Source organism: Shewanella phaeophyticola, from assembly GCF_025398315.1.
In the GTDB taxonomy this organism is placed as follows: domain Bacteria; phylum Pseudomonadota; class Gammaproteobacteria; order Enterobacterales; family Shewanellaceae; genus Shewanella; species Shewanella phaeophyticola.
Genome location: NZ_JAODOQ010000001.1, coordinates 1,368,142 through 1,385,627, shown reverse-complemented (window position 1 = coordinate 1,385,627; position 17,486 = coordinate 1,368,142). Strand labels below are relative to the sequence as shown.

At 43.1% G+C, this 17,486-nt stretch carries 17 protein-coding genes, 2 pseudogenes and 1 other annotated feature (1 of these 20 running past the window's edge); of the genes and pseudogenes, 8 read left to right on the top strand and 11 right to left on the bottom strand.

The annotated features are described in order from the left end of the window. Positions 1–93: a sequence feature (His leader region), on the top strand; it begins 23 nt to the left of the window's first position. A gap of 87 nt (positions 94–180) precedes the next feature. The 8 genes and pseudogenes from hisG (at position 181) to hisIE (ending at position 7,436) form a co-directional block, all read left to right on the top strand. Further along, complete coding sequence (gene hisG / locus N4T56_RS06525) at positions 181–1,080, top strand: ATP phosphoribosyltransferase (protein WP_261732644.1); 900 nt, start codon at positions 181–183, stop codon at positions 1,078–1,080. 5 nt (positions 1,081–1,085) lie between these two features. Then, the gene (hisD, locus tag N4T56_RS06520) at positions 1,086–2,375 is read left to right on the top strand and encodes a histidinol dehydrogenase (RefSeq protein WP_261732643.1); all 1,290 of its coding nucleotides are present in this window, start codon (positions 1,086–1,088) and stop codon (positions 2,373–2,375) included. A 60-nt stretch (positions 2,376–2,435) separates the two neighbouring features. Then, positions 2,436–3,497, top strand: a complete 1,062-nt coding sequence (gene hisC / locus N4T56_RS06515) for a histidinol-phosphate transaminase (RefSeq protein ID WP_261732642.1) — start codon at positions 2,436–2,438, stop codon at positions 3,495–3,497. 61 nt (positions 3,498–3,558) lie between these two features. Continuing rightward, positions 3,559–4,626: a bifunctional histidinol-phosphatase/imidazoleglycerol-phosphate dehydratase HisB gene (gene hisB, locus N4T56_RS06510; RefSeq protein ID WP_261732641.1), complete on the top strand. Its 1,068-nt coding sequence runs from the start codon at positions 3,559–3,561 to the stop codon at positions 4,624–4,626. 9 nt (positions 4,627–4,635) lie between these two features. Then, entirely contained in the window at positions 4,636–5,298 is a 663-nt protein-coding gene (gene hisH / locus N4T56_RS06505; RefSeq protein WP_261732640.1) for an imidazole glycerol phosphate synthase subunit HisH, read from the top strand. Then, positions 5,295–6,032 carry a 1-(5-phosphoribosyl)-5-[(5-phosphoribosylamino)methylideneamino]imidazole-4-carboxamide isomerase gene (gene hisA / locus N4T56_RS06500; protein ID WP_261732639.1) on the top strand — a complete coding sequence of 246 codons (738 nt, stop codon included), beginning with the start codon at positions 5,295–5,297 and terminating at the stop codon, positions 6,030–6,032. Before hisH ends, hisA begins: the two co-directional genes overlap by 4 nt. Continuing rightward, complete coding sequence (gene hisF, locus N4T56_RS06495; RefSeq protein WP_261732638.1) at positions 6,014–6,787, top strand: imidazole glycerol phosphate synthase subunit HisF; 774 nt, start codon at positions 6,014–6,016, stop codon at positions 6,785–6,787. Before hisA ends, hisF begins: the two co-directional genes overlap by 19 nt. Positions 6,788–6,810: 23 nt before the next feature. Next, a pseudogene (gene hisIE, locus N4T56_RS06490) lies at positions 6,811–7,436 on the top strand (bifunctional phosphoribosyl-AMP cyclohydrolase/phosphoribosyl-ATP diphosphatase HisIE). A gap of 76 nt (positions 7,437–7,512) precedes the next feature. Here hisIE and N4T56_RS06485 read toward each other — a convergent pair. From N4T56_RS06485 to pdxH, 11 genes and pseudogenes are all read right to left on the bottom strand, one after another. Next, on the bottom strand, positions 7,513–8,385 hold the full coding sequence (locus N4T56_RS06485; RefSeq protein WP_261732637.1) for a mechanosensitive ion channel family protein: 873 nt from the start codon (positions 8,383–8,385) through the stop codon (positions 7,513–7,515). Positions 8,386–8,423: 38 nt separating this feature from the next. Continuing rightward, a pseudogene (locus N4T56_RS22700) lies at positions 8,424–8,639 on the bottom strand (hypothetical protein); the annotation flags it as partial. 87 nt (positions 8,640–8,726) lie between these two features. Further along, positions 8,727–9,662: a lauroyl-Kdo(2)-lipid IV(A) myristoyltransferase gene (gene lpxM, locus N4T56_RS06475; RefSeq protein ID WP_261732636.1), complete on the bottom strand. Its 936-nt coding sequence runs from the start codon at positions 9,660–9,662 to the stop codon at positions 8,727–8,729. A 331-nt stretch (positions 9,663–9,993) separates the two neighbouring features. Beyond that, complete coding sequence (ihfA, locus tag N4T56_RS06470) at positions 9,994–10,293, bottom strand: integration host factor subunit alpha (protein WP_160052251.1); 300 nt, start codon at positions 10,291–10,293, stop codon at positions 9,994–9,996. Between the two features lie 3 nt (positions 10,294–10,296). Continuing rightward, positions 10,297–12,684 carry a phenylalanine--tRNA ligase subunit beta gene (gene pheT / locus N4T56_RS06465; RefSeq protein ID WP_261732635.1) on the bottom strand — a complete coding sequence of 796 codons (2,388 nt, stop codon included), beginning with the start codon at positions 12,682–12,684 and terminating at the stop codon, positions 10,297–10,299. A 15-nt stretch (positions 12,685–12,699) separates the two neighbouring features. Next, positions 12,700–13,683, bottom strand: a complete 984-nt coding sequence (gene pheS, locus N4T56_RS06460) for a phenylalanine--tRNA ligase subunit alpha (protein ID WP_188923747.1) — start codon at positions 13,681–13,683, stop codon at positions 12,700–12,702. 642 nt (positions 13,684–14,325) lie between these two features. Then, the gene (locus tag N4T56_RS06455; protein WP_261732634.1) at positions 14,326–15,213 is read right to left on the bottom strand and encodes a putative ATP-dependent zinc protease; all 888 of its coding nucleotides are present in this window, start codon (positions 15,211–15,213) and stop codon (positions 14,326–14,328) included. A gap of 50 nt (positions 15,214–15,263) precedes the next feature. After that, positions 15,264–15,614 carry a DUF3802 family protein gene (locus N4T56_RS06450; protein WP_188919796.1) on the bottom strand — a complete coding sequence of 117 codons (351 nt, stop codon included), beginning with the start codon at positions 15,612–15,614 and terminating at the stop codon, positions 15,264–15,266. A gap of 81 nt (positions 15,615–15,695) precedes the next feature. Then, on the bottom strand, positions 15,696–16,271 hold the full coding sequence (locus tag N4T56_RS06445; protein WP_261732633.1) for a YceI family protein: 576 nt from the start codon (positions 16,269–16,271) through the stop codon (positions 15,696–15,698). 87 nt (positions 16,272–16,358) lie between these two features. Then, entirely contained in the window at positions 16,359–16,814 is a 456-nt protein-coding gene (locus tag N4T56_RS06440; protein ID WP_261732632.1) for a YaiI/YqxD family protein, read from the bottom strand. Between the two features lie 29 nt (positions 16,815–16,843). Then, entirely contained in the window at positions 16,844–17,482 is a 639-nt protein-coding gene (gene pdxH / locus N4T56_RS06435) for a pyridoxamine 5'-phosphate oxidase (protein WP_261732631.1), read from the bottom strand. Positions 17,483–17,486: the final 4 nt, after the last annotated feature.

Genomic DNA, 17,486 nt, shown 5'->3' with positions numbered 1-17,486 from the left:
AGCCTTCGGATGCTTACTGCCGGAGGACATTATCCTTCTGGTGGTGAACATATTTCACATAAACCCCTGGAAGGAATTTCAGGGGTTTTTTGTTTTCTGCTATTTGTTTTTAGAAATAATATTTTTATTTAAGCTTTTAATTTTGCAATATTTTAATTAAACATTTTAAGGAAGTATCTCATGAGTCAGTCAAAGCGTTTACGCATCGCCATTCAAAAATCAGGTCGTTTATCAAAAGAGTCACAACAGCTACTTAAAAGCTGTGGCGTAAAATTCAACGTCAATGAACAACGCCTTATCGCTCACGCTGATAATATGCCAATTGACTTATTACGCGTTCGTGATGATGACATTCCAGGTTTGGTAATGGACGGCGTTGTTGACCTAGGCATCATTGGTGAAAACGTACTAGAAGAAGAACAAATCGAGCGTCAACTAGCTGGTAAACCAGCTGGATGCACTAAATTACGAGATTTAGATTTTGGTTCTTGTCGTTTATCACTTGCCGTACCAAATGAGTTTGCCTATAAAGATGCGGCGTCACTTGAAGGCCTTCGTATTGCCACCTCTTACCCAAATCTGCTACGTCGTTTTATGCAAGAAAAAGGCATTAACTACAGCGACTGTATGTTAAAAGGTTCAGTAGAAGTTGCCCCACGAGCAGGTTTGTCTGATGGTATTTGTGACCTAGTCTCTACTGGTGCCACACTCGAAGCTAACGGCTTATATGAAACGGAAGTGATTTATCGCTCAATGGCTTGCATCATTCAGTCAATCGAAGAGCAAACGCCAGAAAAACAAGCACTCATCGACAAAATTTTATCTCGCATGAATGGCGTTATCCGCGCTCGTGAAAGCAAGTACATCTTATTACACGCACCAACAGAAACATTAGATCAAATCGTTGCCTTACTTCCAGGAGCTGAAAATCCAACTGTACTGCCATTAAATGATGACACTAACCGTGTGGCAATTCACGCCGTTAGCAGTGAAGATTTATTCTGGGATACCATGGAAGAATTAACCGCTCTAGGTGCAAGTTCAATTCTTGTAATGCCAATTGAAAAAATGATGGGGTAACACACATGCAAATTCTCGATTGGGCGTCTTTATCTAAAGCTGAGCAACAACAAACGTTAGCGCGTTCGCCATTAATCGGTGATGCCAGCGTTGAGCAAGGTGTTCGCGATATTATTGAACAAGTGAGCGGCCAGGGTGATGCGGCGTTAATTAACTTTAACAAGCGTTTTGATGATGTTGAACTGACCGAGCTCGCGTTAACTGCTGAGCAAATTAGTGCCGCATGTGCTCGTGTCAGTGACGATGTAAAACAAGCGGTGGCGCAAGCCGTGAGTAATATTGAGACTTTCCATAACGCCCAAGTGTTCAATGGTGTCGATATAGAAACCCAAGCGGGAGTGCGCTGTGAACTTCGAAGTGAGCCAATTGAACGTGTTGGCTTATACATTCCTGGTGGTACAGCACCATTAATTTCAACAGTGATGATGCTGGCGTTACCCGCAAAGATCGCCGGCTGTGAAAAACGTGTATTAGTCAGCCCTCCCCCCATCAATGATGCCATTGTATATGCCGCCAATGTGTGTGGTATTACCGACATATTCCAAGTGGGTGGCGCTCAAGCCATAGCTGCATTAGCGTTTGGTACCGAATCAGTACCCAATGTAGACAAAATTTTTGGCTCAGGTAATCGCTACGTAACCGAAGCAAAACGCCTTGTATCGCAAGATAGTCGTGTCAGTGTGTCGATAGATATGCCAGCGGCGTCGTCAGAAGTGCTGGTGATTGCCGACAAAGACGCAAACCCAGCATTTGTGGCCTCTGATTTACTGTCACAAGCAGAGCATGGCGTTGATTCACAAGTGATGCTAGTGACTGACTCAGTTGACTTAGCTGAAGCTGTCAACCAAGCGTTAACTGAACAACTTGCACAATTGAGCCGTAAAGACATTGCAGCAAAAGCACTAGAATGCAGCCGCAGTATTATTGTCAGTGACATGAATGAAGCCGCTAAAGTCTCTAACTTATATGGCCCAGAACACTTGATTATTCAAACCAATTCACCACGTGATGTGCTTAAGCAAGTACGCGGTGCCGGCTCAGTATTCTTAGGCGCATATACACCAGAGTCGGTTGGTGATTACGCCAGTGGCACTAACCATGTATTACCAACCTATGGTTACAGCCGCTCGGTTTCAAGTTTATCACTCGCTGATTTCAGCCGCCGCTTTACTGTGCAAGAGCTCAGTCAAACAGGCTTACAAACCTTAGGTCAAAGTGTCATGGTACTGGCCGAAAATGAGCTGCTAGATGCCCATAAAAATGCCATCGCAATTCGTTTAGCCAGTTTACGCTAAGATCACAATAACAAAAGATCAGTTAACACCTAAAACGTGTAGAAAGTAGAGAGCAAAACCATGAGCCAAACCCTAGCAACGACTTTTGATCCAAAGCAATTAGCGAGACCAGAATTGCTAAAGTTAACCCCGTATCAAAGTGCCAGACGTATTGGTGGGCGTGGTGATATTTGGATCAATGCTAATGAATCACCTTTTAACAACAGTGACTTAGATAAAGTAAATCGTTACCCAGAGTGCCAACCTCCTGAGCTGATTAATGCATATAGCAACTATTCAGGCGTAAAGGCCAGTAACATTATTGCCAGTCGCGGCGCGGATGAGGCTATTGAACTGTTAATCCGCACCTTTTGTGTGCCAGGTGTCGACAGCATTGCTTGTTTTGGTGCTACTTATGGCATGTACGCCATTAGCGCTGCCACGTTTAATGTTGCGGTGACCACTTTAAGTTTAACCGATGATTATCAACTGCCACAGGCATGGCCAACTCAAATTGGTGCCGCTAAAATTGTGTTTATTTGTAACCCAAATAACCCAACGGGTACGGTGATATCAAAAGAGAACATCGAGCAAGCCATTCAAGCTGCGCCTAAGGCTATTGTGGTCGTTGACGAAGCCTATATTGAGTTTTGCCCAGAGTATAGCGTGGCAGATTTACTCAGCACCTACCCTAACCTTGTGGTGCTGCGCACATTATCAAAAGCATTTGCATTGGCCGGCGCGCGTTGTGGCTTTATGTTAGCCAATGATGCCATTATCGATTTAGTCATGTTAGTGATTGCGCCTTATCCAGTGCCACTCCCCGTGTCTGAATTAGCCACTAAAGCCTTGAGCGCGCAAGGTCTTAATACCATGCAAACCCAGGTGGCGAGTTTAATCGAACAAGGCCAGCGGTTAAGTGCAGCTTTAAGCTCATTTGGCGCTACCGTACTGCCAGCAAACGGTAACTACGTGTTAGCTAAATTTGACGATGTTGCCAGCGTAGCTGAGCGCTTACGTGAGGCAGGCATTGTTGCCCGTGCATACAAAGATCCACGCTTAGCTGATGCTATCCGTTTTAGCTTTACCAACGAACCACAAACCAATGCCATTATTGCGTTGTTTGACAGCTCTGCGGCATAAACCAAATTTAAACTTGTAAAAGTTAACTATAAAAATTACACCCTATTGTTAAGGTAGTCACATGAAACAGAACATATTATTCATCGACCGCGATGGCACATTAGTCGAAGAGCCAGCAATCGATAAGCAATTAGACCGCTTAGAAAAATTGTTTTTTGAGCCGCAGGTTATCCCGGCATTACTCAAGTTACAAAAAGCCGGCTTTCGCTTAGTGATGGTGAGTAATCAAGACGGTTTAGGCACACCTTCATTTCCAAAAGAAGACTTTGACGCCCCGCACAATATGATGATGCAAATCTTTTCTAGCCAAGGTGTTAAATTTGACGATGTGGTCATTTGCCCACACTTCAATGACGAAAACTGTAGCTGTCGCAAGCCCAAACTAGGCCTGGTTAAAGACTACTTAACTCAAGGTAAAATCGACTTTACTACTTCAGCCGTGATTGGTGATCGTGACACAGACGCCGAGCTTGCCAATGCCATGGGCATTAAAAGCTTTAAATACGACCGTCAAAGTCTTAACTGGGACGACATTGCCAATGCCCTATTAAGCAAAGGTCGTATCGCGAATGTCGTGCGTACGACCAAAGAAACCAACATTAACGTCACTATCGACTTAGACAGCCAAACCAAAGGTTCAATTGAAACTGGCATCGGCTTTTTTGACCACATGCTTGACCAAATTCAAACCCACGGTAATTTCAAAATGGACGTCCACGTCGACGGCGACTTAGAAATTGACGACCACCACAGTGTTGAAGACACCGCCCTAGCTATTGGTGATGCTATCCGCCAGGCTCTAGGCGACAAACGTGGTATTGCGCGTTTTGGTTTTAGCTTACCAATGGATGAAGCTAGCGGCGAATGCTTAATGGACATTTCTGGTCGTCCATTCATTAAATTCACCGCTGATTTTGACCGTGAAATGGTCGGTGAAATGGCCACTGAAATGGTACCGCATTTCTTCCGCTCATTCGCTGATGGCCTTCGTTGTACATTGCACATTGGCTCAACAGGCGATAACGACCACCACAAAGTGGAAGCACTATTTAAAGTATTAGGCCGCACACTTCGCCAGGCGGTGAAAGTCGAAGGCGACATACTGCCATCAAGCAAAGGCGTACTGTAAGGAGTTAGCGTGACACAACAATCTGTTTCTTCAAGCAATACCAGTGATCTCACGGTGATTATCGACACTGGCTGTGCCAATTTAAGCTCTGTACGTTTTGCTTTTGAACGTCTTAACGCCAATGTCGTTGTCAGTGCAGACTTTGATGTGATTCGCAGTGCTGCGCGCGTAGTGCTACCCGGTGTGGGCACCGCTGGCGCTGCAATGGATGCGTTAAAGCAAAAAAACTTAATCGAGTTGATTAAAAGTTTAACTCAGCCAGTGATGGGCGTGTGTCTTGGCATGCAAATGCTCGCCAGTTTATCTAACGAGCATGGCGGACGTAGCGAGCAAGATATTAGCTGTTTAGGCCTTGTACCGACTGACATTGGCGAACTTGACAGCAAAGGCTTGCCATTACCGCACATGGGTTGGAACCAAATAAACGTTGGCAACCACCCGTTATTTACCGGGATTGAAAATGGCAGCTATGTATACTTTGTTCACAGCTACCGCGCGCCCATCAGTGAGTACACCTTAGCCAGCAGCACTTATGGCGAATCATTTAGTGCGGCCATTGGTAAAGATAACTTTTTCGGGGTGCAATTCCACCCTGAAAAAAGCGCCAAAGTCGGTGCGCAGATTTTACAGAACTTTTTACAGATGGGATTAAACATGGAGACATCACAGTGATTATTCCAGCCATTGATTTAATTGACGGCCAAGTGGTGCGTTTATACCAAGGTGACTACGATAAACAAACCACCTTTGACTTAAGCCCGCTTGCACAACTGCAATCGTATCAAGCACAAGGTGCTAAGTTGCTGCATATAGTTGACCTCACAGGCGCAAAAGATCCTCACAAGCGTCAAACCCAGCTTATTAGCGAATTAGCCGCAGGGCTTGAGGTTGATATTCAAGTTGGCGGCGGAATTCGAAGTGAAGAACAAGTCGCAGAGCTGCTAAAGATTGGCGTTAAACGTGTGGTGATTGGCTCGCTTGCCGTCAAAGAACCTGAACTGGTTAAAAGCTGGTTTGTAAAATACGGCAGCGATGCCATCTGCTTAGCGCTTGATGTCAACATCAACGACGCAGGCGAAAAAATTGTCGCCGTTTCTGGCTGGCAATCAGGTGGCGGTAAGTCACTAGAATCATTAGTCGCCGAGTTTGAAACCGTTGGCCTTAAACATGCTTTAGTTACTGACATTAGCCGTGATGGCACCTTAACCGGTGCCAATTCCGAGCTTTATACAGAGCTGGCATCTGCTTACCCTCACATTTTATGGCAAGCATCAGGCGGTATCGCCACCCTTGATAACGTTGCTGCAGTGCGTGACAGTAAAGCATCGGGCATTATTATTGGTAAAGCCTTGCTCATTAATCAATTTACCGTTGAGGAGGCAATACAATGCTGGCCAAACGCATAGTTCCGTGTCTTGACGTCCGTGAAGGTAAAGTGGTTAAAGGCGTGCAATTTCGCAACCATGAAATTGTCGGCGACATCGTTCCCCTCGCCGCCCGTTATGCCGACGAAGGCGCTGATGAGTTAGTGTTTTATGACATTACTGCCAGTGCCCACGACCGGGTTATCGATAAGTCCTGGGTGAGCCGCGTCGCGGAACAAATTGATATCCCCTTTTGTGTTGCCGGTGGCATTAAAACCATTGAGCAAGCGCGCGAGAAACTGGCTTTTGGTGCCGATAAAATCTCGATTAACTCGCCTGCATTAACCGACCCAAGTTTAATCTCGCGCTTGCAAGATGAATTTGGTCGCCAATGTATTGTGATTGGGATTGACTCATACTACGACGCCGAAACTGATAGTTACAAAGTGAAACAGTTTACCGGCGATGAAGCCGCCACCAAAGACACCCAATGGTATACTCAAGACTGGGTGGAAGAAGTGCAAAAACGCGGTTGTGGTGAAATTGTGCTTAATGTCATGAATCAAGACGGCGTGCGTGGCGGTTACGACATCAAACAACTCAGCATGGTACGCGCTATTTGTGACGTGCCATTAATTGCTTCAGGTGGTGCGGGCACCATGGAACACTTTAAAGACGTGTTTGAACTTGCCAAAGTCGACGCCGCATTAGCTGCAAGCGTATTTCACAAAGGCATTATTGATATTGGCGAATTAAAGCAATATTTACACGCCAATCACATCGCCATTCGTTTATAACCTTGCCGAAAAAGAGAACATCAATGACTGATATCGTATTTGACAGTACAACTGTAGATTGGGACAAACAACAGGGGCTTATTCCTGCGGTTGTTCAACATCACCTAACAGGCAAAGTGCTCATGCTTGGCTACATGGATCAGGCCGCGCTAGAAAAAACCCTAGCCACTAAGCAAGTCACCTTTTTTAGCCGCTCTAAGCAGCGTTTATGGATCAAAGGTGAAACCTCAGGTAATACCCTAGATTTAGTTGCTATCGACAAAGATTGCGACAACGACAGCTTTTTAGTGCAAGTCATCCCGAACGGCTACCAACCTGCCACAAAGGCACAGAAAGCTGCTGGAAAGACGGTAACGCGCATCCTTTTATTGATAATCTGACAAACTTGATTATTTCACGTAAAGGCCAAAGTGCTGAATCAAGCTATACCGCATCATTATTTGAGCGTGGTACTAAGCGTATTGCCCAAAAAGTTGGTGAAGAAGGTTTAGAAACCGCCCTTGCCGCAGCCACTCACGACAAAGAAGAGCTGGTCAATGAGGCCTCTGATCTGATGTATCACTTAATCGTGCTACTTGAAGACCAAGGACTATCAATGGCTGATATCAATAAAAATTTATTGGATCGCCACACTAAAGCCAGTAAATAGAATTCACTCAGCTCTACTGAATAGGATTTATAAAAAAGACGCCGAGGCGTCTTTTTTGTTGATCTAAAATGGTGAATTATGAGTTTTTATGACTTTGAGTAATCGTCAAATTACCATCCACATGTAAATCACGTTGTGGGTAGGCGATGACCACTTGATGCTCATTAAACAGCTCATACATTCGAAAGCGAATCTCACTGCGTCGACGGCGAATATCGGTTTCAGATACCGCACTCACCCAAAAAATTAAGTCAAAAACAAGTGCGTTATCACCAAAGTCTTCAAATAAAACCACTGGCTTGGGTTGCTGTAAAATATCATCGCGTTCACCAATCACTTGATAAATCAAATCGCGGACTTTTATCACATCAGAACCATAAGCCACCCCGACACGAATAAAAGTACGGGCATTTTTATCAATTAAAGTCCAGTTGGTTACGGTATTTTCAAGTAGTTGGCTGTTGGGCACTAACATGTGCACCCCATCATTACGACGGATTAAGGTCGATCGAGTATTAATACACTCAACCACACCTCGCGCTTCGCCGACCTCTAAAAAATCGCCAATACGGATTGGCCGCTCCCACATCAAAATCCAACCACTGATAAAGTTGTTAATGATATTTTGCGCACCAAAACCAACACCGATTGCAATCGCACCCGACACAAACGCAAACGCGGTTAATGGAATATTTAAAATCTCCATACTGGTAAACACCAGCACCGCAATACTGATAATAAAGTACATGCGGGTAAATAAATGAATCGCGTCTGCGCCAACATGACGTCGCTTTAACGCTTTGACAATGAGCCGACCGACTCGAGTAATAATAAACCAGGCTAAAAAGAGGTATAACGGTACTTGCAACAATTGCAGCAAGGTAATTGGGCTGTTGTCATAAGTGAATACCACAAACGACAAGGCAGATAACAATTCGTTAAAATCCATATAAACCTCTTTTTATTCTTATAATCAATGATGTTGTTCTTACTAGGGTCTGTTGATCTTTCAAGATTGTTTTTGCAGCGAATTGTTGGTCTTTTATACAAGGCAGAGACTTTGAGGTGTAGTTATTCTACATAAAAAGTCGATAACGCAGTAAAAATGGCCAATAAACGCTGCCCGAAGGGTTCGGCTAAAAACGTTTTACTCTTTGTTAAATGATTCTTCGCAAATAAAGAGTTGCTTAGATTGCTAGGCATCAATCCATTCGCCTCGATTAAAACGTTTTTAACTCGAACAACATTCAAACAGCAAAGATCAACAGACCCTAAGGTCTGTTGTGAGTATTAGTAAAACCTCTTCTCACCTGGTGGGCGGGTTTTGAGTAGTTTTAAAAACCACATGTATTGTTCTGGATAGGCTTTAATCACCTGCTCAACCGCTTTGTTTAATGCCAAGGCTTCGTTTTCTTTACCTGCCATCTCTTGTGGACTAATGGCGGGCATTATCGTCATAACAAATTGCTTAGCTTGTTCATTATAGCCAATGTTAACTGGCATCACTTGAGCGTTGCCCGCTTGAGCAAGGCGACCCACTACGGGTAATGTCGCTTTTACTGTGCCTAAAAACGGCGTAAATACGCTTTTATCTGGCCCTAAATCTTCATCTGGTAAATAAAAGAAGCTGTTATCTTTTTTAAGTTCAGCTAATAACGCGCGGATCCCTGCTTCACGCATGTACACACGACCATTTTGGCTGGTGCGCATGCGATTACTAAACCAGTTAAACAAGTCATTCCGGTGTGCTTTTGCCATGGTCACGATGGGGATTTCTATGTTCACACGCAACCCGGCATACTCCATTGGCCACACATGAGGCATAATAAAAATAATTGGTTGGCCGGCATCTCTGGCAGCTTTAACATGCTCATAACCATTCATTTGGATACGACGCTTTAAATGATCCGTTGATCTAAACAGTAATTCGGCTTGTGAAAGCAGCACCAATACAAACATCTTCACATTTTGCTTAACTAACGTTTCGACCTCTGTTTTCGACATGTCAGGAAAACAATGACTGATGTTAATTCTAGCGATATTGATTGGCTTTTTGGCTATTTTCATCACAATAACCGCTAAAAATCTGGCAATAGGATCACGCACACTGGCGGGTAAAATACCAAATATAACCAATACCGCTATGGCTAACCATGTCAGCCAAAAACGCGGGTGTAATAACGCCATTTTAAAGCGGGTATCAAAATGTTTTGCTTCTCGAGACAAAAGAACACTCCAAATAAACGTGTACGAACAATTAACTCTCAATGTTAACGTTCGATAAAATTTTATTATACCAATCAGGATAAATAGGTGATCAGAGATTGCGTAGGAAAAACAGCTTAGAATAAGGCAGAAATTGCAGAGAACTAGTTGTTCTACCTTCAAAATTTCTAACGACGTCATAAGCGATTTTAACCAGTAAGAATGATCACATTCTTGTGCTGATTGGGATTATACCAAGGGTTTGGTAAACTCAAAAACAAAAGAGCCACTCAATTAAGAGTGGCTCTTCGTAATACAGATCAAAATCTGAATTGGCGTATTAACCAGTGATCTATTTTTTACCCGAGTTTGCCGCTTCAACACGTGATTTTAACTTCTGTCCAGGACGGAAGGTAACAACACGGCGAGCAGAAATGGGAATATCTTCACCAGTTTTCGGGTTCCTTCCCGGTCTTTGATTCTTGTCCCTAAGGTCAAAGTTGCCAAAGCCAGATAGCTTGACCTGCTCACCATTTTCGAGTGCTTCACGAATCTCTTCAAAAAAAGACTCAACCATCTCTTTGGCTACACGTTTGTTAATGCCTAACGTTTCAAAAAGATGTTCTGCCATTTCGGCTTTGGTAAGTGCCATACTTTAATCCCTCAACGATGCGTTGAACTCGGTCTTAAGAGCAGATATTACTGAATCCATAGTTTCGGTAATGTCTTTTTCTTCAAGTGTACGAGTAGTGTCTTGTAATGTAAGTGCGATGGCGAGGCTCTTTTTGCCAGGCTCAACACCTTTACCTTGGTATACATCGAACAAGTTTAAGCCAACCAACTGATTTTCGCCAACTTTTCTTATCAAATTCATAACATCAGTGGCAGAAACTGTTTCATCTACTACTAGCGCGATGTCACGACGGTTAGCAGGAAACTTAGATACAGCTTGGGCTAGCGGCAAACGGGCGTGCAATAATGCATCCAGTTCTAACTCAAAAACAATTGTTTTTCCATTGAGTCCAAACGGCTTTTCCAAGCTAGGATGGATAGCGCCGATGTAACCAATGACTCGATTATTTCTTAATATTTCAGCACATTGTCCTGGATGCAGCGCAGGATGAGTTGCCCCTTTAAAACTAAATTCAGAAGCGGCAACTGTCAAGCCTAGAATAGCTTCTAAATCACCTTTTAAATCAAAGAAGTCGACTGTTTTCGATTCCATTGACCAATGTTCTTCGTTTTGCACCCCTGAAATGACCGCGCCCAGCATGGCTTGTTGGCGAACGCCAGAATCTGCTTGTGCATCAGGAACAAAGCGTAAACCGGTCTCAAATAATCTTACACGACCTTGTTGACGGCTTTGATTGTAGCCAACAGCAGTTAATAGCCCTGTGAACATCGACAAGCGCATTGCTGACATTTCGATTGAAATTGGGTTTGGTAACACCATCGCTTCTTGACCAGGATGAACTAAATTTTGCATTTTAGGGTCAACAAAGCTGTAGGTCACTGCTTCTTGAAAACCGCGAGCAACAAAAATGCTACGAACACGCTTAAGCGAAATGTCCGCTTCTTTGTGATCTGGCATGGTTAACGCAGCTTGTGGCGCTGTGTTAGGGATGTTGTTGTAACCGTAAATACGTGCCACTTCTTCGATTAAATCTTCTTCAATCGCCATATCAAAACGGTAAGTTGCGGTTGTAACCTGCCATGCATCATTTGCTGTTTCAACGTTAAAGCCTAAACGTTGTAAAATCTCAACAACATCAGTATCAGGAATATGGTGACCTAATGTTTTGTCTAACTTGTTACGACGTAAGGTAATAGTGGCTGCTTTTGGTAAATGTTCAGCTGATACTGCTTCAACCACCTGGCCGGCTTCACCACCACAAATATCCAATACAAGACGTGTAGCACGATCCATCACCTTATGCTGTAGCTCAGGGTCTACGCCACGCTCAAAACGGTGTGAGGCATCTGTGTGTAAGCCTAAACGACGTGATTTACCCATAATGGCAAGTGGAGCAAAAAATGCACACTCTAATAAGATGTCTTGGGTATTTTCATTCACGCCAGTGCTTTCGCCGCCGAATACACCTGCAAGTGCAACGGCTTGTTTGTCGTCTGCAATCACTAAAGTGTCGTTTGGCACGGTAATTTCGTTACCGTCAAGCAAGGTTAACGTTTCAACGCCGTCGGCTAAACGGACGTTAATCCCGCCGTTTAAGGTGTTTAAGTCAAACGCATGCATAGGTTGACCAAACTCGATCAACACATAATTGGTAATGTCGACAATCGGGTCAATTGAACGAATACCACTGCGACGTAACTTTTCTTGCATCCATAACGGCGTAGCGGCTTTAACATTGATGTTTTTAACCACTCGGCCTAAATAACGTGGGCATAAATCTGGCGCAACCACATTAATACTAAATGGTGCATCAATTGTTGCATCAACAGCTTGCCATGTAGGCTCAGTTACTGCTTGACGGTTTAATACGCCCACTTCGCGCGCAAGACCGGCCATACCTAGGCAATCAGCGCGGTTAGCAGTTAAGTCAACGTCGATAATGACGTCATCTAATTGCAAAAACTCACGAACATTAACGCCTAATGGTGCATCTTGTGGCAGCTCAATAATGCCATCGCTTTCGATGTCGATGCCAAGTTCACCGTATGAACACAACATGCCCATTGAGGGTTGACCACGTAATTTGGCTTTTTTGATTTTAAAATCGCCAGGTAATACTGCACCAACCATAGCCACAGCCACTTTTAAACCTAAACGACAGTTAGGGGCACCACAAACGATATCAATTAGCTCATCACCACCCACATTGATTTTGGTTACACGTAATTTGTCGGCATCAGGGTGCTGACCACATTCAACCACTTCACCAATAATCACGCCGCTAAAATCAGCTGCTACTGGGTCTACGCCGTCGACTTCAAGGCCGGCCATGGTAATTTGGTGTGATAACTCGTCACGACTTACTGAAGGGTTTACCCATTCACGAAGCCAAGATTCACTGAATTTCATCTAATTATTGCTCCGTTATTTGAATTGCTTAAGAAAACGTAAATCGTTTTCGAAGAAGGCACGTAAATCATTTACGCCGTAGCGCAACATGGTTAAACGCTCTACGCCCATACCAAAAGCAAAACCAGAGTATTTTTCAGGGTCAATGCCCACACTGCGCAGTACATTTGGGTGCACCATACCGCAGCCTAAAACCTCTAACCATTTACCGTTTTTACCCATTACGTCTACTTCAGCTGAAGGCTCAGTAAATGGGAAGTAAGATGGACGGAAACGCACTTCTAAATCTTCTTCAAAGAAGTTGCGTAAAAAGTCATGCAAAATGCCTTTTAGCTCTGCAAAATTAACATTCTCAGCCACCATCAACCCTTCCACTTGGTGGAACATTGGCGTGTGAGTTTGGTCGTAATCATTACGGTAAACACGGCCAGGAGAAATGATACGCAACGGTGGTTTTTCATGTTCCATAGTACGGATTTGCACACCTGATGTTTGGGTACGCAACATCACTTTGGGATTAAAGTAAAAGGTATCGTGATCGGCACGAGCTGGATGGTGCTCAGAAATATTTAAGGCGTCGAAGTTATGAAAATCATCTTCAATTTCAGGACCTTCCTTAACAACAAAGCCTAATTCACCAAAAAAGGTTTCAATACGTTCGATTGTACGCGTAACCGGATGTAAGCCACCGATTTCTAAGGTACGCCCTGGTAGAGTAACATCGATTTTTTCAGCAATTAATTTCGCTTCTAACTCCGACGCTTTCAATCCATCGATACGCTCAGTCAGCTTTTGCTGTACGGCTTGTTTAGCTTGGTTGACGGCTTGACCAAAGGCAGGTTTTTCTTCTGCGCTTAATGATCCCATCATTTTCATCATGTCAGTGATTTTACCTTTTTTACCAAGGTAATCGACACGGATATCATCCAATGTCTTTAGATCACTGGCCTTGTCAATGACCTCTAAGGCTTGTTCTACGATCTCGGTTAACTGCTGCATGTTATCATCCACTGCATTTGTGCATATCAATGCGATTGGGCGTCTGCTTCGACTATCAAATAAATCAACTAATTTGATAGTGCCGACGCGATAGTTTAACTCGTGTTATTTGCTCAACGAGCCAAAGCTAGGGTTAAAATAAAAGAGTGAAATTTTACGTGAGAGGCCGCAATTTTACTAGTCATTATTGGACTTTTTAGTGGCAAATAGCTGTATTTAACTGCAATTTAGCTTTCTAGGCTCATCGTGATAGCTCATCGTCAGTAATCTTAATTAACTACACCGCTTTTTTACCGACAAACTATAATTAACAGAATAATTAACAGAATAATTAACGAGTGAATTAAGCATTGAATTTATCAACTCAAATATGAAAAACGATAATACCCAGAAACGCTAAAGCCCTAAACAATCGTAATTCGCAATCTCACTTTACGCTCCACCAAATGCGCCCAAGCAATTGATAATAAATAAAAGTTAATTAATAACATCCATTTCTAGATGCCATTATATAAAGCGAGATTGATAAACGTTATAGCCGATGACGATGCACTGAAAAACTCGGGAAATATACTAACAATAGCGCTTTTTGTTAGCGATATTGTTCCAGTCTGTTAGTTGGGGCGCTATATTCAGTTGGAGTCAATGCTCTTGCGACACATCAACAACATAATGCCCTTGCAGCCAATTGCGTCCAATCAACAATTTGTAACCCATTTTGGTACGATCTTTTAAGTTAACATCCACTAAATACTCTTTCCTGGGTTCGCCGACACTGAGCCTGACCATGTAACGAACTTCAGTTCCCTGAGCATTACGAATAAAAGAAGTGCCACGAATTTTAGTCCGCACATCGACCGTTTCGCCTTTGTCATTTTCGGTGGTAAAGGTGATCATTTTACCGACGTTATTGGTCTTATCGTTAAGATCTTCATCTTCAATACGCATGTCGACCGCATGCAATGAGTTTTCTACCGCGCCGGTATCAATTCGAGTATTGAACAACAAACCAGTTTGTTTGATACTAAGTTCTGCCACTGGGCCAATGATCTTTTTTCGAGACACATCAACCAGGTAGCCTTTCTTTAAAAAGTTACGCCCGATGAGAAGTTTGTAGTTCATGTGGCTGCGGTCGCGTAAATTAACATACACATTATGCAGACTGTCAGGAAAGCCAACGTCGAGCTTTACCATATAGCGGGTTTCTCTTCCTTGTGAGTTTCTGACGGTTGAAGTACTGACAATTTCCGCTTGCATCCGTTTCTTGTCACCTTGCTCGTTGACAGTGGTGAAGGCGATAGTTTTGCCAATGTTTTGTTTCATATTGGCAGATTCTCCTCCCATCACTTCAAGGTCGACAGCATGCAAAGAGGTATTTCCTGCGCCAGTATCAATACGAGCCTTAAACAATAAGCCTGAATCGGCTACGGTCATGGTTTCTATTTGACTCACTACAATGGCTTGACTATTGGCAAAAACAGATAATGATAAAACACATAAAACAGCAGAAATGACGACTTTTCTAAACATGTTCAATTCCAAAAACTACCACGCCTAAAACAACCAAGCTTACTGTGCAGTTAAGCTAATAAATGAGCGATTTCTTGATCGAATAAATTTTTAATTAAGCCTGAAAACTCAGTAATAAAAATACTTTGTTCAGGTGTGGCCTGTTGGTTGGCCACTGACGCTAAAATCTCTTCTAGATCGTACACAATCGCGTCGATTTCACGGATCACCATATTACGCTGCGCAAATGACAGTTGTGGGTTTTGACCACATACCATGATAATTTGTGCAGATAATTGTTCTTCAAATAATTCCATTACGGTCTCCGTCGCGGCCGCATTCTGTTCAGGCGCTTCAAACAAGCCTAAATGTTCAGTTAAATACTGAATTAAATGCATGTATCCGTCTTTATCGGTAACCATTTTTTCACCTTTTTTCACGATTATTTAATGGGCAATGGCTTAGGTTTACGTAACCCAAAGCCATTGCACCATACTGTTTAATTATTGTGCTAAGGTTAGCACAAACGATACAGGCACCGCTAAGCTGATGCTTGGCAAACCAGCGATTTCTCTTAACTTTTCAACACCTGTCACTAAATTAAACTCGTCAGCTTGAACCAATAAAGGTGCAAAGCTGCTGACAACTAATTTGTCATCAGATAATTTAGCCACAAGAACTTCAACGCTTTTTTGCTGTTTTTTACCATGTAACTCAACAGTGGCATCAATTTTTGTTGTTAAGGTGTCACCGACTTTCATTCCCATCAATAACTGAGGGTTAATCACGGCATTGACTTTCAACTGCGGAAATTGTGCAACTTCAAACAACACGGTTTGCATGCGATCATCACGAATTTTAATTCCGGTATCAACCGAATTTAAATCTATCGATAACGCAAAAGCGCCCGCCTCGGTCAATGAGCCCGCAACTTGCTTAAAGTGGTGCACTTCAGCAATGTCATTTTTCTTTACTGAGATAAAGCTAACACGCGAGTGATCTTGGTTAATCTGCCAATCGCCTGCCATGGCTTGAAAACTTAACAACCCAGCTGCGAACAAAGGTAATGCTATTTTCATTGTTGACTCCTTTTAATTAACATTAACACGTTATGAAACAATACAACTTGAGTATAGATAAGTCTTTTATCAATTAGGTAAAAACCGTTATTTTACTTTCGCAAGCCATTTATCTAATGCCTGGGCAAAAGCGTGCTTGTCTGCCTGAGAAAAACTATTATAGCTACCAGTGTGGATCCCACTGCTGCGCATTTCTTCCATAAAATCTCGCATGGTCAAGGTTTGTTTGATGTTTTCTGTGGTGTACACAGTCCCTCTTGGGTTTAACACCAACGCGCCTTTTTCAACGGCCTCTGCCGCCAATGGAATGTCAGCTGTGATAACCAAATCACCCGAGTCCACTTGCTCAACGATATAATTGTCGGCTTCATCAAAGCCCGAGCTCACTCTAATCATCGAAACCAATGGCGAAATCGGTACTTTAATCAATTGATTAGCCACCAATACTAATTGAATCGACTTGCGCTCTGAGGCACGAAATAACATGTCTTTTACTGCATTTGGACAGGCATCGGCATCGACCCAAATTTTATTGCTTATCACGCGATATTACTCCCATTTATTAACACAGATTAAGGTGCTAAACGATCTATTTGCCAATCGCTATCCGTTTTACTGTACATAAATCTGTCATGCAGGCGATGTTCTCCACCTTGCCAAAATTCAATACTGCTTGGTCGTACTAAATAACCGCCCCAAAATTTAGGTAAAGGCACTTCGCCTTGAGCATATTTGGCTTTCATTTCAGCAAACTTGCCTTCTAACGCTTGGCGCGCTGAAATTTTACTCGACTGTTTTGATACCCATGCAGCGATTTGGCTCTCTTTGGGACGGCTCATAAAGTATTTAGCCACATCTAACATCGATAAAGGTTCAGCTTCACCGATGACGGCTACTTGCCGCTCTAATGGATGCCAGGGAAACAACAAACTGATTTTGTTATTCACTTCAATTTGTTTGGCTTTGCGGCTTTCAAGGTTGGTAAAAAACACAAAGCCGATATCGTCAAAACGCTTGAGTAACACAATACGCTGAAAAGGCTGCCCTTGCTCGTCAACCGTTGCGATACACATAGCCGTTGGATCGGTTAATTGCGCATCTTTAGCTTGCTGCATCCATTTTTCAAATAAATCCATTGGATTAGCAGGTAAATCACCACGTCTTAAGCCACCTTGGGTGTACTCTCGACGAATATCACTTAAATCACTCATTGCG

Coding starts and splice junctions, on each gene's coding strand:
- hisF (WP_261732638.1), top strand. CDS start 6,014: ATGCTGGCCAAACGCATAGTTCCGTGTCTTGACGTCCGTGAAGGTAAA.
- hisB (WP_261732641.1), top strand. CDS start 3,559: ATGAAACAGAACATATTATTCATCGACCGCGATGGCACATTAGTCGAA.
- pheS (WP_188923747.1), bottom strand. CDS start 13,683: ATGCAGCAGTTAACCGAGATCGTAGAACAAGCCTTAGAGGTCATTGAC.
- N4T56_RS06455 (WP_261732634.1), bottom strand. CDS start 15,213: ATGTTTAGAAAAGTCGTCATTTCTGCTGTTTTATGTGTTTTATCATTA.
- hisD (WP_261732643.1), top strand. CDS start 1,086: ATGCAAATTCTCGATTGGGCGTCTTTATCTAAAGCTGAGCAACAACAA.
- ihfA (WP_160052251.1), bottom strand. CDS start 10,293: ATGGCACTTACCAAAGCCGAAATGGCAGAACATCTTTTTGAAACGTTA.
- hisC (WP_261732642.1), top strand. CDS start 2,436: ATGAGCCAAACCCTAGCAACGACTTTTGATCCAAAGCAATTAGCGAGA.
- pdxH (WP_261732631.1), bottom strand. CDS start 17,482: ATGAGTGATTTAAGTGATATTCGTCGAGAGTACACCCAAGGTGGCTTA.
- N4T56_RS06485 (WP_261732637.1), bottom strand. CDS start 8,385: ATGGATTTTAACGAATTGTTATCTGCCTTGTCGTTTGTGGTATTCACT.
- hisG (WP_261732644.1), top strand. CDS start 181: ATGAGTCAGTCAAAGCGTTTACGCATCGCCATTCAAAAATCAGGTCGT.
- pheT (WP_261732635.1), bottom strand. CDS start 12,684: ATGAAATTCAGTGAATCTTGGCTTCGTGAATGGGTAAACCCTTCAGTA.
- N4T56_RS06445 (WP_261732633.1), bottom strand. CDS start 16,271: ATGAAAATAGCATTACCTTTGTTCGCAGCTGGGTTGTTAAGTTTTCAA.
- N4T56_RS06450 (WP_188919796.1), bottom strand. CDS start 15,614: ATGGTTACCGATAAAGACGGATACATGCATTTAATTCAGTATTTAACT.